The sequence below is a fragment of the Orbaceae bacterium lpD02 genome (assembly GCA_036251875.1).
In the GTDB taxonomy this organism is placed as follows: Bacteria; Pseudomonadota; Gammaproteobacteria; order Enterobacterales; family Orbaceae; genus Orbus; species Orbus sturtevantii.
Genome location: CP133960.1, coordinates 2,087,600 through 2,106,099, shown reverse-complemented (window position 1 = coordinate 2,106,099; position 18,500 = coordinate 2,087,600). Strand labels below are relative to the sequence as shown.

Sequence of the window (18,500 nt, the reverse complement as noted above, 5' to 3'; positions counted from 1 at the left end):
TTATCTATTAATAGTAATTTAATGGCAAAATGAAGATAATATTTGCCATTAAGCTAATACAGCGAGTACTTCATTTATATCATCTGTATTGACTAATTTGTCTATAATTGAGGAATCATCAAGCGCACTAGTGAGTTTAGCAATAACATCTAGGTGCTCATTATTTCGTGCTGCAATCGCTATAACTAAACGTGCTTTATCATCCTCGGTGTCACCAAACACGACGCCTTGAGGATATTGACAAAATACAATTCCCGTCTTAAGTACTTTATCTTTCGCATCAATAGTCCCGTGTGGCACTGCGATTGATTCACCTAGGTAAGTGCTTGTTAGCGCCTCTCGCGCAAACATCGCATCAATATAATCTTCTTCAACATAACCTAATTTGACTAATTGCTCTCCAGCAAAACGAATAGCCTCTTCTTTTGTCGTGGCATTAAGCCCTAAAAATATGTCATTTTGCGTTAATCGAAATATTGGCGCATCATCTTGCTTTATTTGAGATTGGGCCTCAACTCTGATAGCGGTATTTTGTTTTTCTTTTAATGACTCAACAAGTTGACTGTACAAATCACTATCAAGGAAATTAATTAATGAAATATGGTGTGCATTTGGCGCATGCTGCTTCGCGCGCTCGGTCAAATCACGGTGAGTAATCACTATATCAACATCAGTCGGTAAGTTATTAATCGCCAAATTAGTCACTGAAATATTTAAACCTGCATCTTTTACTTTTTTATTAAGAACGCCTGCGCCCATTGCACTTGAACCCATACCCGCATCGCAAGCAACGATAATTTTTTTCACTAATGCTAGGTCAAAAGTATTAGCATCATCTAAGCCTTTTGCCTGACTTTTCATTTTCTTAATGTTTGCTTGTGCATCATCAAGGCTTTTATCAATATTTTTAGTTGTTTTTAAAAGTATCGCTGATGCAACAAAAGTCACGACTGCAGCAGCAATAACAGACGCAATAACACCAACTAGTGAACTTTTTGGTGCGACGGCAAGAACAGCAATAATTGATCCAGGCGAAGCGGGTGAACTTAAGCCAGCATTAAATAGTGTTAGGGTAAAAATGCCAGTCATTCCACCTAAAATCATCGCTATGATTAAACGTGGATTCATTAATACGTATGGGAAGTAGATCTCATGGATCCCGCCGAAGAATTGAATGATAGCTGCGCCACCTGCTGAACTTTTTGCTGCACCTTTACCAAATACCATATAAGCCAGTAAAAGTCCGAGTCCTGGACCAGGATTGGCTTCAATTAAAAAGAAAATCGATTTAGAATGTTCAGCAACTTGCTGAATTCCTAAAGGCGAAAAAATACCGTGATTAATGGCATTATTTAAGAATAAAATTTTCGCAGGTTCAACGATGATCGATGTTAATGGTAATAAGTTTGCCTGTACCATAAAATCGACACCATAAGACAATACGTTTGATGCATGAACAACTGCAGGACCAATCGCAAAAAAGGCAAGTAACGCAAGGATCATACCAAGAATGCCAGAAGAGAAGTTATTAACTAGCATCTCAAAACCGCTTTTAACTTTACCTTCAACAATCTGATCAAATTTCTTAATGACCCAACCACCAAGTGGTCCAACAATCATCGCGCCTAAGAACATTGGAATTTCTGAACCGACAATTACACCCATGGTTGTGATAGCACCAACCACTCCACCACGTTCGCCATAGACTAACTTACCACCCGTATAACCAATTAATAATGGTAACAAATATGTAATCATTGGTCCAACTAACCTAGCTACCATCTCATTGGGCCACCAACCTGTTGGAATAAAAATAGCAGTAATAAAACCCCAAGCAATAAAGGCGCCAATATTTGGCATCACCATATTACTTAGGAAACGCCCGAAATTTTGGACTTTCAATTTAATATTTGATTTAGACATAGTTTATCTCATTTGTGAGGATCAATATGCGCATATTGTACGCATTAACTTACGTGTAGTTCATTAATATTTAGCCATAAATGTGATCTAAATCACATTTATAAAAAAAACAAAAAAACAAAAATGTGATTTAAATCACAAATTTTACGTAACCGATGATAGTAAACAAAGCGTACCGTTGAATCAGTAAAAGTATTTACAACTATTTATTATTAGCGTATTCTCCTAAGCGAAATCAACCAGACAATCGCTGCTTTGTTGTCGTCCTTAGGGAAACAGACAAAGGGGAGGAAAGTCCGGGCTCCATAGGGCAGAGTGCCAGGTAACACCTGGGGAGCTTTTACGAGAGTGAAAGTTCACGACAAGTGCAACAGAGAGTATACCGCCGATGGCTCATTTATGAGATCAGGTAAGGGTGAAAGGGTGCGGTAAGAGCGCACCGCGCAACTGGTAACAGGTGTGGCAAGGTAAACTCCACTCGGAGCAAGGTCAAATAGGGATTCATCGGCGTGGCCCGCGCTGAATCCGGGTAGACTGCTTGAGCTAATGTGCGAACACTAGCCTAGATGAATGATTGTCCTCGACAGAACCCGGCTTATCGGTTGATTTCACTTTTTCTTTTTTGTAGGTTTATTCTTTGTAGCAAGCTTGCGCTTTATGAGCAGCCAAATAGAAGCAACCAATCCAAGTACCAGTAAGAATACTGGTATGAGCATAAGAAATGTCATAAATTGCTTTTCATACATTTTAAATAATGGTGAAAGACCAAACAAATATCCTAAAGCTGTAATTAAAAAAATCCATAATGTTGCACTAATCCAGTTATAAACGTGAAACCGTTTGCTATGTAGCCCAGATAGGCCTGCCATAATAGGTAATGCAGTACGAACAAACGCGATAAAACGCCCGATAAATAGAGCCTGTAAACCATATTTATGGAATAAAGTTAGTGTACGAGCATGATATTTTTCAGGTAAATGTGCCATCCAGCTTTTAACTATCTTAGTATTACCTAACCAACGACCTTGGATATAACCAAGCCATGTCCCTAATGCTGCACCAGCAATTAATACTAAATTAATTAACCCAAAGTGAAAAATATCCAAACTAATTAATACACCCGTTAAAAAAAGTAGACTATCTCCTGGTAAGAATGCCGCAGGTAGAACACCATTTTCTAAGAATAAAATAACAAATAACATCAGATAAAGAGTCCCTAATACTTTAGGATCTCTTAAAACTTCAAGATTCATTGCCAAAAAAGCATCGTAGAGTGTAACTATCGTTTCCATGTATATTTTATCCTGTCAATATAAATTATCAGCGACTCACTGTGCCACCAACGGTTAAACTATCAACCTTTAATGTTGGTTGCCCAACACCGACTGGCACACTTTGTCCTGCTTTACCGCATACACCGACACCAATATCAAGCGCCATATCATCGGCAACCATAGAAATTTTTTGCATCGCTTCAATACCAGAACCAATGAGAGTTGCACCTTTTACTGGTTTAGTTATTTTCCCTTTTTCGATTAAATAAGCTTCAGACGTCGAAAAAACAAACTGTCCTGAAGTAATATCAACTTGACCTCCAGCAAAACCTGGTGCATATAAGCCATATTCAACACTGCTAATAATATTATCAAATGTTGAGTTACCACCAAGCATGTACGTGTTAGTCATTCTAGGCATTGGTAAATAAGAGTAACTCTCCCTTCTTCCATTGCCTGTCGATTCAGTTGACATCAATTTAGCATTTAATTTATCAAACATATAGCCTTTTAAAACGCCATTTTCAATAAGAACTGTGCGCTGCCCTACAACGCCCTCATCATCGATGGTCAACGAACCTCGTCGCTCTTTAAGCGTTGCATCATCAACAATCGTACATAATTCAGAAGTAACTAATTCACCAATTTTACCTGAAAAAACTGACGAATTTTTACGATTGAAGTCACCTTCAAGTCCATGTCCTACCGCTTCATGTAAAAGCACTGCTGGCCAGCCAGCACCTAATACTACCGGCATAGAGCCAGCTGGCGCTGCAGATGCCGATAATGCAACTAATGCTAACCGCACCGCTTCTCTTGTATAACTATCAGCTTGACTTTCACCTGTTAGTGGATTGGTAGTAAAGAAATAATCATAGCTAAAACGACCTCCACCACCACTACTTCCTCTTTCTCTTACACCACTTTCTTCAACTAAAACTGAGACAGATAATCTAACTAATGGTCGAGTATCTGCGGCAAATGTACCATCGGTTGCCGCAATTAAGATATCTTCATAACTACCAGAGAGGCTTGCGGTGACATCAATAACTCTTTTATCTAACGAACGAGCCAATCTATCTACATGCTGTAACAATAAAATTTTCACTTCCTGCTGTATACTACTAATCGGATTAATACTTGAGTAAATAGCAAGTTGTTGACTTGATTTTAATGGTGTAACAAGCAATGGGGATCGACTATGAACAATACTTTGTGCTGCAACTGCACTTTGCTCAAGCTTAACAAATGAAATTTGATCAGTATAAGCAAAACCTGTTTTATCACCCGTTATCGCGCGAATGCCTACACCCTGGTCCCGATGAAAAGAGGCATTTTTGATAATTTTATCATCCAAAGTCCAACTCTCATAATAACCAGATAAAAAATACACATCTCCATAATCAATTTGCCTAGCGGACAATATATCAAGCAGATGGGTAAGATCACCATATCTTAAATTATTTGCAGTAAGTACTCGCTCACTGACCTCGGTTAATAGCATAAATTCCTTATAAAGATATCAAATATAATTCTTTAATAGCAACAGTATCCATTACATCAATACAACGTCATATTGTTCTTGGATATATAATGGTTCAATTTTTACTTCAACCCGCTTACCAACAAATAGCTCAACTTCAGCTAAAGTATGAGATTCATCGGCAGTTAGTGCATTCGCTACTACAGTTGATGCATACACTAAAAAATATTCACTATGGTGCGCCTTGTATACTCGTACGATTTCTCGCAAAATTTCATTGCAGACCGTTTCAACGGATTTTACCATACCCCGGCCATGGCACGATGAGCACTCTTCACATAAGATATGCTCAATACTCTCTCTGGTACGCTTACGCGTCATTTCGACTAAGCCTAAGGCCGAAAAACTGTTAACTGTGGTTTTGGCGCGATCTTTAGTTAAAAAATCGTGTAAAGACTGTAACACTCGCTCTCGATGAATCTCTTCTTGCATATCAATAAAATCAATAATGACAATACCGCCTAAGTTACGTAAACGTAGTTGCCTTGCAATTGCAATAGTTGCTTCGATATTCGTATTAAAAATTGTTTCTTCAAGATTGCGGTGACCAACAAAAGCACCTGTATTAATATCAATTGTAGTCATTGCCTCTGTTTGATCGATAATCAAATAACCGCCAGATTTTAACTTTACTTTCCGGTCTAATGCTCTTTGAATTTCATTCTCAATATCATACAAATCGAAAATAGGGATGTTTCCCTTATAATGCACTAATTTATTAGTTATTTCAGGCATAAATTCTTGAGTAAATTCGGTCAACAAATCAAATATTAACTTTGAGTCAACTAAAATTCTTTCAATTGGATCTCCGACAAAGTCTCTTAAAATTCGCTGAGATAAGTCTAACTCGCCATAAAGTAAATTTTTACTGACGGGTCTCGACATCCTTTCTTGAATCTTCTTCCATAGACGATGCAAAAATGCAATATCTTGTTCTAATTCATTTTGACTCGCGCCTTCTGCTGCGGTCCTAACAATAAAGCCACCATCATCTGTAATATATTTTTCTATGATCAGTTTTAATCGCTCACGCTCTTGTTCGCTTTCAATACGCTGCGACGTTGCGACATGGGCAGAGTTTGGGCCTGGCATAAAGACTAAATAACGAGAGGGTAAAGTAATATCAGTGGTAAGTCTTGCTCCTTTGGTCCCAATAGGATCTTTTACTACTTGCACCATAAGATCTTGCCCCTGACGAACAAGCTCTGAAATATCTTTGACTTGAAATTGCTCTTGTTCACTATCAGAAACACATTCGGTATGTGGCATAATATCGGAAGCATGCAAAAATGCAGCTTTTTCAAGACCAATATCAACAAATGCAGCTTGCATACCAGGTAAAATTCGGATAACTTTGCCTTTATAAATATTACCGACGATCCCTCTTTTGGATTCTCTATCAACATGAATTTCTTGTAAAATCCCCTCTTCAACATAAGCCACCCGAGTTTCAGATGGTGTAACATTCATCAATAATTCAACAGACATCATGCCCTCATTTATTCTATTGCAAAGTTATGCCTAATTTGTTGTAACAGCAAAAATATCCATATCCACAAAATTCCATCGACAAACATCGATAAGAAAATAAGCGGGGAAAAAGTTATCATTTGGTATATGGCAATTTCGAATATGAATAGCAATAAATCATAAATAAAAGATAACGCAAAGATAATAAACGACTGTTGCCACAATGCTAAGTTTCTAACTAGTTGAACTCTAAAAAGTACGAGATAAGCTATCAAGGAGAAAATAAAGGCGTGTACGCCAAGCACTGTACCTAAAAATAAATCTAATATAATACCGACCAAGAATGCGGTTCCAATTCCTATTCGATGCGGTAAAACTAATATCCAATAAACCAAAACTAACATTAACCAGTGCGGTTTTAAAACATAAATTGACGATGTCCATGGCATGATTTGCAATAATAAGCCAACAAATAAGGTCAAGCAAATTACCCAATAACAGCGAGCTGAATTATTCATTATTTAGTACCTCTTGGGTCTCTTTCGCATTCGCTGATTTGTTTTTATCATTCCATAATAATAATAGATAACGCAATCGTTTCAAATCTGCAGTTGGCGTGGCGGATATGATTGGTGTTGAGCCATGAATATCAAGTTTAACTGAACTCACAGTCGCAACAGGATAACCTTCAGGAAACCGACCATCAAGGCCTGAAGTAACTAGTACGTCACCGACTTGAATATCAACATTATTAGGCAAAAAATCGAGCAAAAGGTCATTATTACAACCATTGCCAACTGCAACCATTCTCATATCATTTCTTAGTATTTGAACCGGCACCGCGTGTTGATAATCGCAGACTAAAATAGCACGGCTCGTGCTATAAGCGGTTTTATAAATTTGTCCAACAATACCTTTCTCATCAAGTACTGGTTGCCCAACAAAAACTTCATCTTTTGTACCTTTATTTAATACTATTTGATATAAATAAGGATCGGTATCGGCAAGCAGAACTTGAGCAACTTTTTTAAACTCATCGTGCTGCAAAGGTGAACCTAACAAATCTCGAAGCCTATTATTTTCTTTCTTTAAATAAGCCAATTGTAACAATTCACTTTGCTGGCTTTTCAATTCATACTTCAAATCCATATTTTCAGCGGAAATTTCTAGTCTTGTTTTAGACATTTCCGCTAATGAATCAAAAGTTACACGTGGCGAATTAGAAATATAATATAAAGGAGAAATAATTGTATCTAAATAATAACGGACAATAGAAAAAGCTCGGGATTTAACATCATATACAATTAAAAAAATAGCTAACGTCAAAACGACAAACAATTGAAAACCGAGCGGTGTTCCCTTAGTAAATATTCGTTTCATAAAGAAAGCCACCGTTCATGAATAAAAAAATACTCTTTCAATTCCACATAAAAACTAATCTTCACTAAATAGATCGCCACCGTGCATGTCTACCATTTCAAGCGCTTTACCACCGCCTCTTGCTACACAAGTTAATGGATCTTCGGCAACAACAACATGAATTCCAGTCTCTGCAGAAAGTAATTTATCAATATTACGCAATAATGCACCGCCGCCAGTAAGCACCATGCCATGCTCAGAAATATCTGATGCAAGCTCTGGTGGACACTGTTCCAATGCAACTTTAACTGCGCTGACAATACCCGTTAACGGTTCTTGCAATGCTTCTAAAATTTCGTTTGAGTTTAACGTAAAGCTACGTGGTACGCCCTCTGCTAAATTACGGCCCCTAACTTCAATTTCAAGGACCTCATTACCCGGGTAAGCACTACCAATAGTATGTTTAATTCGTTCAGCCGTTACTTCACCGATTAATGCGCCATAATTACGTCTGACATAATTTATGATTGCTTCATCAAAACGATCTCCGCCAATACGTGCTGAAGCTGAGTAAACAACTCCATTTAGTGATATCACCGCTACTTCTGTTGTCCCGCCACCAATATCAACCACCATAGACCCCGTTGGTTCTGATACTGGTAGATCAGCGCCAATCGCTGCTGCCATTGGCTCTTCAATCAAATAAACTTCTCTCGCTCCAGCGCCTAATGCTGATTCACGAATAGCTCGGCGTTCAACCTGAGTAGCACCAACTGGTACACACACAAGTACTCTGGGACTTGGCCTTAAAAAACTATGGCTATGAACTTGCCTGATAAAATACTGTAACATTTTTTCTGTCACAGAAAAATCAGCAATCACACCATCTTTCATTGGTCGAATCGCTGCAATATTTCCAGGTGTTCTTCCTAACATCTGTTTAGCGGCATGCCCGACTGCAGCAACGCTTTTTGGTGCACCACTACGATCTTGGCGAATAGCAACAACTGATGGCTCATTAAGGACTATACCTTGACCTTTAACATAAATAAGCGTATTTGCAGTACCTAAATCGATAGAGAGGTCATTAGAAAAAATACCACGAATTTTTTTAAACATAATAAAAGCTCTTCCTGAATTGATAATATAGAGGCTATTTCAATTAGCACACCTACCTTATGATATAGTGCAACCTTACGCAGCCCACAGCAAGTTAAAAATTGTACACGAAATTGTATCATTGTACCGCAATTATACCTCAACGCATAGTTAGAAATAACCATAAATTTAAATATTTAAGTATGTTAGTTGTAATTTTTCGCTTAAAAAAACGTCTAAATTTGATATATATAATGACAAATACTTTTTAACAGTGTATTCTTCCCCGTTAATACAATTTAGCGCAAAATCGATAATATTTTCGGCTAACTTCTGCAAAATTAGACTATAATGGTTTAATTGGCATATGAAATAGAACAAAACGAATGATAATGAACTCATTAGTTATCATTTTATTTTATGAACAAATAATACGGTGTTATTCATGGATATACGCAAAATAAAGAAATTAATTGAATTAGTTGAAGAGTCTGGTATTTCTGAGTTAGAAATTTCAGAAGGTGAAGAATCAGTAAGAATTAGTCGAGCTCTACCTCCTGCCGCTTACCCAGTCCAAAACATTCATGTTGCCCAACCAGCACCCAATTTCGTTAATACTATAACAGAAACTACACCAACAGTCGTGCCAAGTAATGACCAGTGCGCGATGACAGGTCAAACAATCAAATCGCCAATGGTTGGTACGTTTTACCGTACCCCAAGCCCTGATTCTAAATCTTTTGTAGAAGTTGGTCAAACTGTTAGCGTCGGCGATGTGTTATGTATCGTTGAAGCAATGAAAATGATGAATCAAATAGAATCAGAAAAAGCAGGTACTATTAAAGCGATTTTAGTTGAAAACGGACAACCAGTTGAATTTGATCAACCATTATTTGTAATCGAATAATATTGACTGATTTAATGTATTTTCGAACAAAGTCCGTGTATAAAAATTCGCTTAGAGGTTAATATGCTTGATAAAATTTTAATTGCGAACCGAGGCGAAATCGCCTTGCGTATCTTAAGGGCATGCAAAGAGCTTGGAATTCATACCGTTGCAGTACACTCAACGGCTGATAAAGATCTAAAACATGTCTTACTTGCTGATGAAACCGTCTGTATTGGCCCTGCACCATCAGCAAAAAGCTATCTTAATGTCCCAGCTTTAATTGCAGCTGCTGAAGTTACTGGTGCATCTGCTATTCACCCTGGGTATGGTTTTTTGTCTGAAAATGCTGATTTTGCTGAGCAAGTTGAACGCTCAGGATTCATCTTTGTTGGTCCCAAAGCAGATACGATTCGTTTAATGGGTGACAAAGTTTCTGCAATCGACGCAATGAAAAAAGCTGGCGTTCCATGTGTTCCTGGCTCTGATGGTTCATTAAGCAATGATATTGAAACTAACAAAAAAATAGCTAAAAAGATTGGCTATCCCGTTATAATTAAAGCATCGGGCGGCGGTGGCGGTCGTGGAATGCGTATTGTTCGTCATGAAAAAGATCTCGAGCAATCAATAAAAATGACTAAAATGGAAGCAAAAACAGCTTTCAATAATGATATGGTTTACATGGAAAAATTCCTTGAAAACCCTCGTCATATTGAAATTCAAGTACTTGCCGATGGTCAAGGTCAAGCTATCTATCTTGGTGAGCGAGACTGTTCAATGCAAAGACGCCACCAAAAAGTCGTTGAAGAAGCACCTGCAATTGGTATTACACCTAAAATGCGCCAATTTATAGGTGAACGCTGTGCAAATGCGTGTATTGAGATTGGGTATCGTGGTGCTGGAACGTTTGAATTTTTATTTGAAAACGGTGAATTTTACTTCATTGAGATGAATACTCGTATTCAAGTCGAGCACCCTGTTACTGAAATGATTACAAGCGTCGATCTCATTAGAGAGCAAATCCGTATCGCATCAGGCTTGCCTTTATCAATCAAACAAAAAGATGTTCATATTAAAGGTCATGCAATAGAGTGCAGAATCAATGCCGAGGATGCAAAAACATTTATGCCATCACCAGGTAAGATTACTCGCTTCCATGCGCCTGGTGGCTTTGGTATTCGTTGGGAGTCACATATTTACGCTGGCTATAGTGTTCCACCACACTACGATTCAATGATAGGTAAGCTTATCGCTTATGGAGAAACACGTGACATTGCAATTGTAAGAATGAAAAATGCACTGGCTGAATTAGTAATTGATGGTATTAAAACTAATATTGAGCTACATATTGAGATTATGAATGACGAAAATTTCCAAAAGGGTGGTACAAATATTCACTATTTAGAGAAAAAATTAGGCATTTACGAATAAAATAATCTACTTTATGCATACAAGACCACCTCATTACGGTGGTTTTTTTATGCGGATTTTTCGTTAATTTTTTATAAAACCGCAAGATGGTATAAAAACAAATGCTAAAACTGTGTTTATTTACAGTATTTTTATTGTTATAATTAGCATTAAATAAATCAAGTATTAAAAATATTATGCTGACACAATTAACGGTTAATAACTTTGCTATCGTTGATAATTTAATTATTGACTTCTATACTGGCATGACGGCGATAACAGGTGAGACAGGCGCTGGAAAATCAATATCGGTTGATGCACTTGGTCTATGTTTAGGTGCCCGTTCTGATATTGCATTTATTCGCCATGGTAGCGAACGAACTGATATTTCAGCCCATTTTTTACTTGACGACACCCCTAGTGCATTAGAGTGGTTAATAAATAATCAACTCGATGACGATAATGAATGTATCCTTCGCCGAGTGATCAACCAAGATGGTCGCTCAAAAGCCTTTATTAATGGCATATCAGTACCTGCCTCTCAGTTAAAAGAACTCGGCCAAATGCTGATACAAATTCATGGGCAACATGAACATCAGCAATTAATGCGCAGTGATTACCAGCAACGACTACTTGATCAGTATATGGCAGAGAATTCGTTGCTATCAGCGATGAAAATAGCTTATAAAAAGTGGAAACTAGCTAGTGAGCAATATGCTGAACATGAAAAATCGAAACAAGACCGTGATGCACATATTCAGTTGCTACAATACCAACTCAAAGAACTCAATGAGTTTTCCCCTATTGATGGGGAATATCAACAAATTGATGACGAATATAAACGATTATCAAACAGCGGACAGTTAATTAACTTGAGCAGTAAGCTTATTGATATACTAGAAGAAAATACTGAATTTAACCTACTAAACCAACTAAGTAGTGCTAAAAATACGTCTGAAGAATTAGCAAACTTAGATTCTCAGTTAGTTGATGTATCAACAATGCTAGAAGATGCCGCAATTCAAATAAAAGAAGCTGGATATGAACTACGTCGTTATATCGATAACCTTGAGGTTGACCCTGCAAAAGTAATACAGCTAGAGCAGCGTATATCCAAACAGATTTCATTAGCTCGTAAACATCATGTTGCTCCACAAAATTTACCAATACTATACCAACAGTTATTAGATGAGTTTGAACAAATTTCAAAGCAAGATGAGCTGAATGAACAGCTATTACAAGAAATTACTCAACTGTATAATCAAACGTTATCTTGTGCTAAAGCATTGCATACCCAACGAGTAAAATCGGCAAGTGTTCTATCTAAAAAAATAACCAAAAGTATGCAAGAGCTCGCTATGCCACATGGGCAGTTTAATATTAATATTCAATATGATGAGACTAAAATGAGCGAAACAGGTGCAGATCACGTTACGTATTTAGTAACTACCAATCCAGGGCAACCGCTACAACCAATGAGCAAAGTCGCTTCAGGAGGAGAGTTATCGCGTATTGCATTGGCGATTCAAGTACTAACTGCACAAAAAATTGAAACCCCAGCATTAATTTTTGATGAGATTGATGTTGGTATCAGTGGTGCAACAGCAGCTAAAGTTGGTAATTTACTAAGGGAGTTAGGACAATCAACTCAGGTAATTACGGTAACCCATCTCCCACAAGTAGCAGGTAATGCGCATCATCACTATTTTGTATCAAAACAAACTGATGGCAAACATACTCAAACTCAAATGAATGCACTAGATCAAGCCCATCGGTTAAAGGAACTAGCTAGATTATTGGGTGGAGATAAAATTACTGAAAATACCTTAGCCAATGCAAAAGACTTACTAATAAATAATGAGTAATAGGACTAATTGTTAGTAATCCATCATTAATAGGGTATTTTGTTTGCTATTAATTAGTTAATTTAATTAATATTATGATAATTCATGATAAAATGTTACTTATTTTTGATAAACAAGCAGGCAAAATGAATTTAGCTAATAAACATATTTTACTGGGAATTTCTGGTGGAATTGCAGCTTACAAATGCCCAGAGCTCGTTCGCCAACTCAAAAAATTAGGTGCTCAAGTACATGTGGTTATGACTGATTCAGCAAAACATTTTGTTTCAGATCTATCACTTCAAGCAGTATCCGCTAATAAAGTATCGACTGATCTTTTTGACCCTTCAGCAGAGCTATCAATGGGTCACATTGAGCTGGCAAAATGGGCTGATTTGATTTTAATCGCTCCAGCTACCGCGAATATCATAGCTAAATTAACTCATGGCCTTGCAGATGATCTCTTGACAACTCTCTGCCTTGCAAGTAAAGCACCTATTGCAATCGCACCAGCCATGAACCAGCAAATGTACCAAGCTGATATTACCCAGCAAAATATTATTACGCTAATTGAGCGAGGCGTACATATTTGGGGGCCAGATAAAGGGATCCAAGCCTGTGGTGATATTGGTCCAGGTAGAATGCTTGAACCTACCGAACTGGCAAGCAATGTAGCAAACATGTTCGCTAGTTCAATAAATTTGTCTAAGCTAAATATTGTTATTACCGCTGGCCCAACTCAAGAAAAACTCGATCCAGTACGTTATATTACTAACTATAGCTCAGGAAAAATGGGGTTTGCTATCGCTACAGCCGCAGCAACTCTTGGGGCCAAAGTAACGTTAATTAGTGGGCCGGTCAATTTGCCAACACCGCCTAACGTTAATCGAGAAGATGTTCGATCGGCAATCGATATGCATCAAAAGGCGCTAGAATATGCTCCGCATGTAGATATTTTTATTGCTTGTGCGGCGGTTGCTGATTATCGCACTAAAATAGTTGCCGACCAAAAAATGAAAAAGCTGGATAATAGCGATGAGCTCACAATTACATTAGTTAAAAACCCTGATATAGTTGCCGAAATTGCAGCAATGAAAAAAAATCGACCTTTTGTCGTGGGTTTTGCCGCAGAAACCAATCAAGTAGAAGAATACGCACTAAAAAAGTTAGCAAGTAAAAACCTAGATATGATCTGTGCAAATGATGTATCATCGCCAGAACAAGGTTTTAATGTTGACCATAATGCACTTACGCTTTATTGGCAATCGGGAAAATTACCATTACCGCTAGCTAATAAAAATGAGTTAGCACAACAATTAATCATTGAAATAATTAAACACTATAATGAGTACCGTAATGAAAAGAAAAATTGATATAAAAATTTTAGATAAACGCCTTGGTCAAGAGTTCCCTCTGCCAACTTATGCAACGATAGGATCGGCAGGAATTGACCTACGAGCTATGTTTGATAAGACTACCGAAATCAGGCCTGGTGAGACCATTTTAACTCCAACAGGCCTTTCAATGCATATTGAAGATCCTAACTTAGCCGCATTAGTTCTCCCTCGCTCTGGATTAGGCTCAAAAAATGGAATTGTTTTAGGTAATTTAGTTGGTTTAATTGATTCTGACTATCAAGGCCAACTTTTTGTACCTTTATGGAATCGTAGCCAAACGGCTTTTACTGTAGAACCTGGCGATCGTATTGCGCAATTAATTATAGTTCCGGTTGTACAAGCTGAATTTAATATTGTTGAAGAATTTAATGAATCATCTCGCGGCGAAGGTGGTTTTGGTCATTCAGGTAAAAAATAACTGTGATAACTAAACGTAAAAATCGCAAAGAAGATATTTTGCAAGCATTAGCAACAATGCTTGAGTCAAATCAAGGTTCTCAGCGTATTACTACAGCAAAATTAGCGGCAACCGTAGGTGTCTCAGAGGCTGCGTTATATCGTCATTTTGCAAGTAAGACAAAAATGTTTGAGAGCCTGATCCTCTTTATTGAGGATATTTTACTTTCTCGCATTAACCATATTTTGCAAGATGAAAAAGAGACTGAAACCAGACTCCGTTTAATTGTTGCTCTAGTCCTTGGTTTTGCTGAAAAGAATCCTGGCTTAACTCGAATTATGACAAGCCATGCATTAATGTTTGAGCAAGAAGAGTTACAAGAAAGAGTAAGCCAGCTTTTTGATCGAATTGAGACACAAATTAAGCAAGTTTTGCGTGAAAAAAAACTACGTGAAGGAGTGGCTTATTCTACCGACGAGCGTGTATTATCGAGCCAAATATTGGCTTTTTGTGAAGGCATAATGGCTCGCTATGTTCGCTCTGATTTTCAATATTTGCCCACTGCTGATTTTGAAGTACGCTGGTCACTAATGGTTAAACAACTAATCTAGGAATTAAATTAGTTATTCTAAAATAATAAAAGAAATTAAGGTGGTTTAAAGTGACATTTTGGCAAAACGTTATTCAATTTATTGAAAAATATGATAGTACCGTTGTTAATTACCTACTCCATATTGCATTTGCCATTATCATTTTTATTTTCGGTCGTTTTATCGCTTCTTTTATTAGCAAGCAATTGCGTAAAATGCTAGATAATAGAAATGTTGAACCGACAATAGTTAAATTTACTTCGTCTTCTGCTCGCTATTGTATCATAGGATTTACACTTGTCGCAGTGCTTGGTCAACTAGGCGTTCAAACAACATCAATCGTCGCAATAATCGGGGCCGCAGGTCTTGCTATTGGCTTAGCATTGCAAGGTTCATTATCTAATTTTGCCGCAGGTGTGCTATTAATTTTATTTCGCCCGTTCAAAATCGGGGAATTAGTTGTTATTAGTGGAATTCAAGGGAATGTTGATTCAATCCAAATTTTTTCGACAACGATCATCACGCCTACAGGCGAAACAGTGACTATTCCTAATAGCCAAGTCCTATCGACCAATATAGTAAACTATACTCGGCAGCCCAACCGAAGAATTGATTTAACTATTGGTGTTGATTACAGTGCTGATATTAAAAATGTCTATAAAATACTGCAGAGCTCAGTCGACAAAACAGCTAATATTTTGACCAACCTTGGCACAACATTACGTTTTAATGAACTAGGCGCATCATCAATTAATTTTGTCGTATGTGTTTGGGTTACGAATGAAAATTATAGTGCAGTAAGAACAAAGTTATTAGAAAATATTAAAATTGATCTCGATAGCAATAGCATTAATATTCCATTTCCAACAATGGCACTTAATATCAAAAAGTAATAATGTATAAATTAAAACTTGCCAAAAGCTCTATTTTACCAGTGTCCAACTAGAGCTCTTGATCCATATTTAAAGCGGGTTTATCGCAACCAGGGCAGCCAACAATTTTGGCCGGCACACCAGCCACAGTTGTGTGGGCAGGGACCGGATCGAGTACAACCGAACCAGCGCCAATTTTAGCGCCTTTACCAATCTCAATATTACCTAAAATTGTTGCATTGGCACCGATCATAACACCTTCTCGAATTTTAGGGTGTCGATCACCATTCTCTTTACCTGTACCACCTAATGTCACCGATTGTAAGATTGAGACATCATTCTCAATCACTACCGTTTCACCGACAACAATGCCTGTTGCATGGTCAAACATAACACCACGACCAATTCTAGCTGCAGGGTGAATATCCACACCAAAAACAATCGCAATTTGGCTTTGTAAAAATATGGCCAAAGCTCGTCGATTTTTCCCCCACAACCAATGGGCAATACGATAGGCTTGCAAAGCTAAAAAACCTTTATAATAAAGTAATGGTGTTGAGTAGTAGCTAGTTGCGGGATCGCGCAAATAAACCGCGAGAATATCAGTAATACTAAATTGAATAATGACAGGATCAGCGAGATAAGCTTGACGAATAACTTCGCGTATATCAATGGCAGGCATGACTTCTGTTGATAATTTATTTGCCAATATATAACTAATGGCACTACCAATATTGTCATGGTTAAGTAAAGTAGCGTGAAAATAGCTCGCTAACATCGGCTCGCTCTCTATTAGCAAGTGAGCCTCTTGACGAATAGTTAGCCAAAGCTCACTAGGTGCTACAATTTTTTTTACAGCATCCACAATAGCAATCTCCAGCTTAGTTATAATAATAAAAAGCGTTAGACATTAGAACTTTTAAGCTCTTCTTTTTGAGCTCTTCCAAGCAAAGTATTTGCAGCTTCTTTTGGATCTTTATTGCAATATAAAATTTGATAAATTTGCTCAGTAATCGGCATATCTACATGATATTGCTGCGCAAGTAGCCAAACTTCTTTTGTATTTTGGCATCCTTCAACAACTTGCCCAATAATTGCTTTCGCCTCATCAATCCCTTTATTCTGTCCGAGCAGTATACCAAATCGACGATTACGTGATTGATTATCAGTACATGTTAAAACCAAATCACCAAGACCGGCCATACCCATAAAAGTCACGGGATCTGCACCTAGTGCGGCCCCTAACCTCATCATCTCTGCCAAACCACGAGTGATCAAAGCGGTACGAGCATTGGCGCCAAAACCGAGTCCATCAGATAAACCAGCGCCAATTGCAATAACATTTTTAACTGCACCACCAAGTTGTACACCAATAAAGTCATTGCTGCTGTAGACTCTAAAACTTTTACTACAATGAAAAATATGTTGCAATTCTGCTAAAAAGAGTGGATTTGTAGATGCAACGGTCACTGCTGTCGGTAATCCTTGTGCAACTTCTTTAGCAAATGTCGGTCCAGAAATTACAGCTAATGGAATTTCATCACCTAATGTTGCTCTGGCTACATCTTGTAGTAAACGACCTGTATTAGTTTCAAGACCTTTAGTTGCCCACACAATTTTTGAATCAGTTCTTAAAAAAGGTTTAATTTTAAGAAGAACTTCGCCAAACGCATGACTAGGCACAACAATTAGTAAAATGGGTGATGCCATTACCGCTGTTTGTAAATTTCTTTCAACTAATAAATTATCGGGAAATATGATATCTGGTAAAAACCGTCTATTCTGTCGATCTCGCTCAAGCTCATCAATCTCATTACTATCATGACCCCATAAAATAGTGTTATAGCTATTACGTGCAAGTAAAATCGCTAGTGCAGTGCCATAAGAGCCCGCGCCAATTACGGTAATAGAAGAAGAATATGTTTGAGTGTTCATATTAACCCGTACAAAAATTACTGTAAGTTTTCGTCACTATTTTCAGCGGCATTTTGTTGCTGCTGTTGTAAATAATTCATAAATAGCGCATCAAAATTAACGTGTTCCAAGTTTACTGGTTGGAATGTACCTTTATTTACGAGGCTAGAGATGGTCTCTCGTGCATATGGGAATAAAATATTTGGGCAAAAAGCACCTAAACAATGCTGTAATTGATTATTTGCAAAGCCGACTACTGAAAAAATTCCAGCTTGAGTTACTTCGCAAATATAGGCAATTTCATCGTTAGATTTAGTCGTAACTGTCACTCTAAGTGAAACTTCATAGATATTTTCAGCCACAACTTGAGATGATGTATTTAGCTCAATATTGACTTCAGGTTTCCACTCTTTAGGAAAGATCTGCGGTACATTTGGCGTTTCAAATGACACATCCTTAATATAAATACGTTGAATTGCGAAATTAGTCTCTTGTGCCTGAGTATTATTTTGTTCTGTCATAA

Annotated in this window: 17 protein-coding genes and 1 other RNA gene; 8 read left to right on the top strand and 10 right to left on the bottom strand. The window is 37.5% G+C overall.

Annotated features, from left to right (window positions below; all coding sequences use genetic code 11):
- Positions 1-48: 48 nt before the first annotated feature.
- Positions 49-1,923: a PTS mannitol transporter subunit IICBA gene (locus tag RHO12_09200; GenBank protein WVD65552.1), complete on the bottom strand. Its 1,875-nt coding sequence runs from the start codon at positions 1,921-1,923 to the stop codon at positions 49-51.
- Between the two features lie 231 nt (positions 1,924-2,154).
- Between RHO12_09200 and rnpB the strand changes: the two genes are divergently transcribed.
- Positions 2,155-2,537: RNase P RNA component class A (rnpB, locus tag RHO12_09195), an RNA gene on the top strand.
- Here the strand turns inward: rnpB and RHO12_09190 are convergent.
- The 6 genes from RHO12_09190 to RHO12_09165 are packed head-to-tail and all read right to left on the bottom strand — an operon-like array spanning position 2,532 to position 8,688.
- On the bottom strand, positions 2,532-3,215 hold the full coding sequence (locus RHO12_09190) for a DedA family protein (protein ID WVD65551.1): 684 nt from the start codon (positions 3,213-3,215) through the stop codon (positions 2,532-2,534). The genes rnpB and RHO12_09190 overlap by 6 nt on opposite strands.
- Before the next feature lie 28 nt (positions 3,216-3,243).
- Positions 3,244-4,701: a metalloprotease TldD gene (gene tldD / locus RHO12_09185; protein ID WVD65550.1), complete on the bottom strand. Its 1,458-nt coding sequence runs from the start codon at positions 4,699-4,701 to the stop codon at positions 3,244-3,246.
- A gap of 51 nt (positions 4,702-4,752) precedes the next feature.
- Complete coding sequence (rng, locus tag RHO12_09180; protein WVD67395.1) at positions 4,753-6,228, bottom strand: ribonuclease G; 1,476 nt, start codon at positions 6,226-6,228, stop codon at positions 4,753-4,755.
- 11 nt (positions 6,229-6,239) lie between these two features.
- Complete coding sequence (gene mreD / locus RHO12_09175) at positions 6,240-6,728, bottom strand: rod shape-determining protein MreD (GenBank protein ID WVD65549.1); 489 nt, start codon at positions 6,726-6,728, stop codon at positions 6,240-6,242.
- Positions 6,721-7,590: a rod shape-determining protein MreC gene (gene mreC / locus RHO12_09170; protein ID WVD65548.1), complete on the bottom strand. Its 870-nt coding sequence runs from the start codon at positions 7,588-7,590 to the stop codon at positions 6,721-6,723. The genes mreD and mreC overlap by 8 nt, the downstream gene beginning before the upstream one ends.
- 54 nt (positions 7,591-7,644) lie before the next feature.
- Complete coding sequence (locus RHO12_09165) at positions 7,645-8,688, bottom strand: rod shape-determining protein (GenBank protein WVD65547.1); 1,044 nt, start codon at positions 8,686-8,688, stop codon at positions 7,645-7,647.
- A gap of 424 nt (positions 8,689-9,112) precedes the next feature.
- On the opposite strand from RHO12_09165, the gene accB reads away from it, so the two are divergent.
- From accB to RHO12_09130, 7 genes are all read left to right on the top strand, one after another.
- Positions 9,113-9,574 carry an acetyl-CoA carboxylase biotin carboxyl carrier protein gene (accB, locus tag RHO12_09160; GenBank protein WVD65546.1) on the top strand — a complete coding sequence of 154 codons (462 nt, stop codon included), beginning with the start codon at positions 9,113-9,115 and terminating at the stop codon, positions 9,572-9,574.
- A gap of 63 nt (positions 9,575-9,637) precedes the next feature.
- Positions 9,638-10,984: an acetyl-CoA carboxylase biotin carboxylase subunit gene (gene accC / locus RHO12_09155; GenBank protein WVD65545.1), complete on the top strand. Its 1,347-nt coding sequence runs from the start codon at positions 9,638-9,640 to the stop codon at positions 10,982-10,984.
- Positions 10,985-11,160: 176 nt separating this feature from the next.
- Entirely contained in the window at positions 11,161-12,828 is a 1,668-nt protein-coding gene (recN, locus tag RHO12_09150) for a DNA repair protein RecN (GenBank protein WVD65544.1), read from the top strand.
- A gap of 125 nt (positions 12,829-12,953) precedes the next feature.
- Positions 12,954-14,180 carry a bifunctional phosphopantothenoylcysteine decarboxylase/phosphopantothenate--cysteine ligase CoaBC gene (coaBC, locus tag RHO12_09145; protein ID WVD65543.1) on the top strand — a complete coding sequence of 409 codons (1,227 nt, stop codon included), beginning with the start codon at positions 12,954-12,956 and terminating at the stop codon, positions 14,178-14,180.
- Positions 14,164-14,622: a dUTP diphosphatase gene (gene dut / locus RHO12_09140; protein ID WVD65542.1), complete on the top strand. Its 459-nt coding sequence runs from the start codon at positions 14,164-14,166 to the stop codon at positions 14,620-14,622. The genes coaBC and dut overlap by 17 nt, the downstream gene beginning before the upstream one ends.
- Positions 14,623-14,624: 2 nt before the next feature.
- A complete protein-coding gene (gene slmA / locus RHO12_09135; protein WVD65541.1) occupies positions 14,625-15,212 on the top strand; it encodes a nucleoid occlusion factor SlmA in 588 nt (195 codons plus the stop codon).
- A gap of 50 nt (positions 15,213-15,262) precedes the next feature.
- On the top strand, positions 15,263-16,084 hold the full coding sequence (locus tag RHO12_09130; protein ID WVD65540.1) for a mechanosensitive ion channel: 822 nt from the start codon (positions 15,263-15,265) through the stop codon (positions 16,082-16,084).
- A gap of 49 nt (positions 16,085-16,133) precedes the next feature.
- Here the strand turns inward: RHO12_09130 and cysE are convergent, their stop codons facing one another.
- From cysE to secB, 3 genes are read right to left on the bottom strand one after another with little or no spacing between them, the layout of a single operon-like run.
- Entirely contained in the window at positions 16,134-16,928 is a 795-nt protein-coding gene (gene cysE / locus RHO12_09125) for a serine O-acetyltransferase (protein ID WVD65539.1), read from the bottom strand.
- A gap of 38 nt (positions 16,929-16,966) precedes the next feature.
- Complete coding sequence (gene gpsA / locus RHO12_09120; GenBank protein ID WVD65538.1) at positions 16,967-17,998, bottom strand: NAD(P)H-dependent glycerol-3-phosphate dehydrogenase; 1,032 nt, start codon at positions 17,996-17,998, stop codon at positions 16,967-16,969.
- Between the two features lie 17 nt (positions 17,999-18,015).
- Complete coding sequence (gene secB / locus RHO12_09115) at positions 18,016-18,498, bottom strand: protein-export chaperone SecB (GenBank protein ID WVD65537.1); 483 nt, start codon at positions 18,496-18,498, stop codon at positions 18,016-18,018.
- Positions 18,499-18,500: the final 2 nt, after the last annotated feature.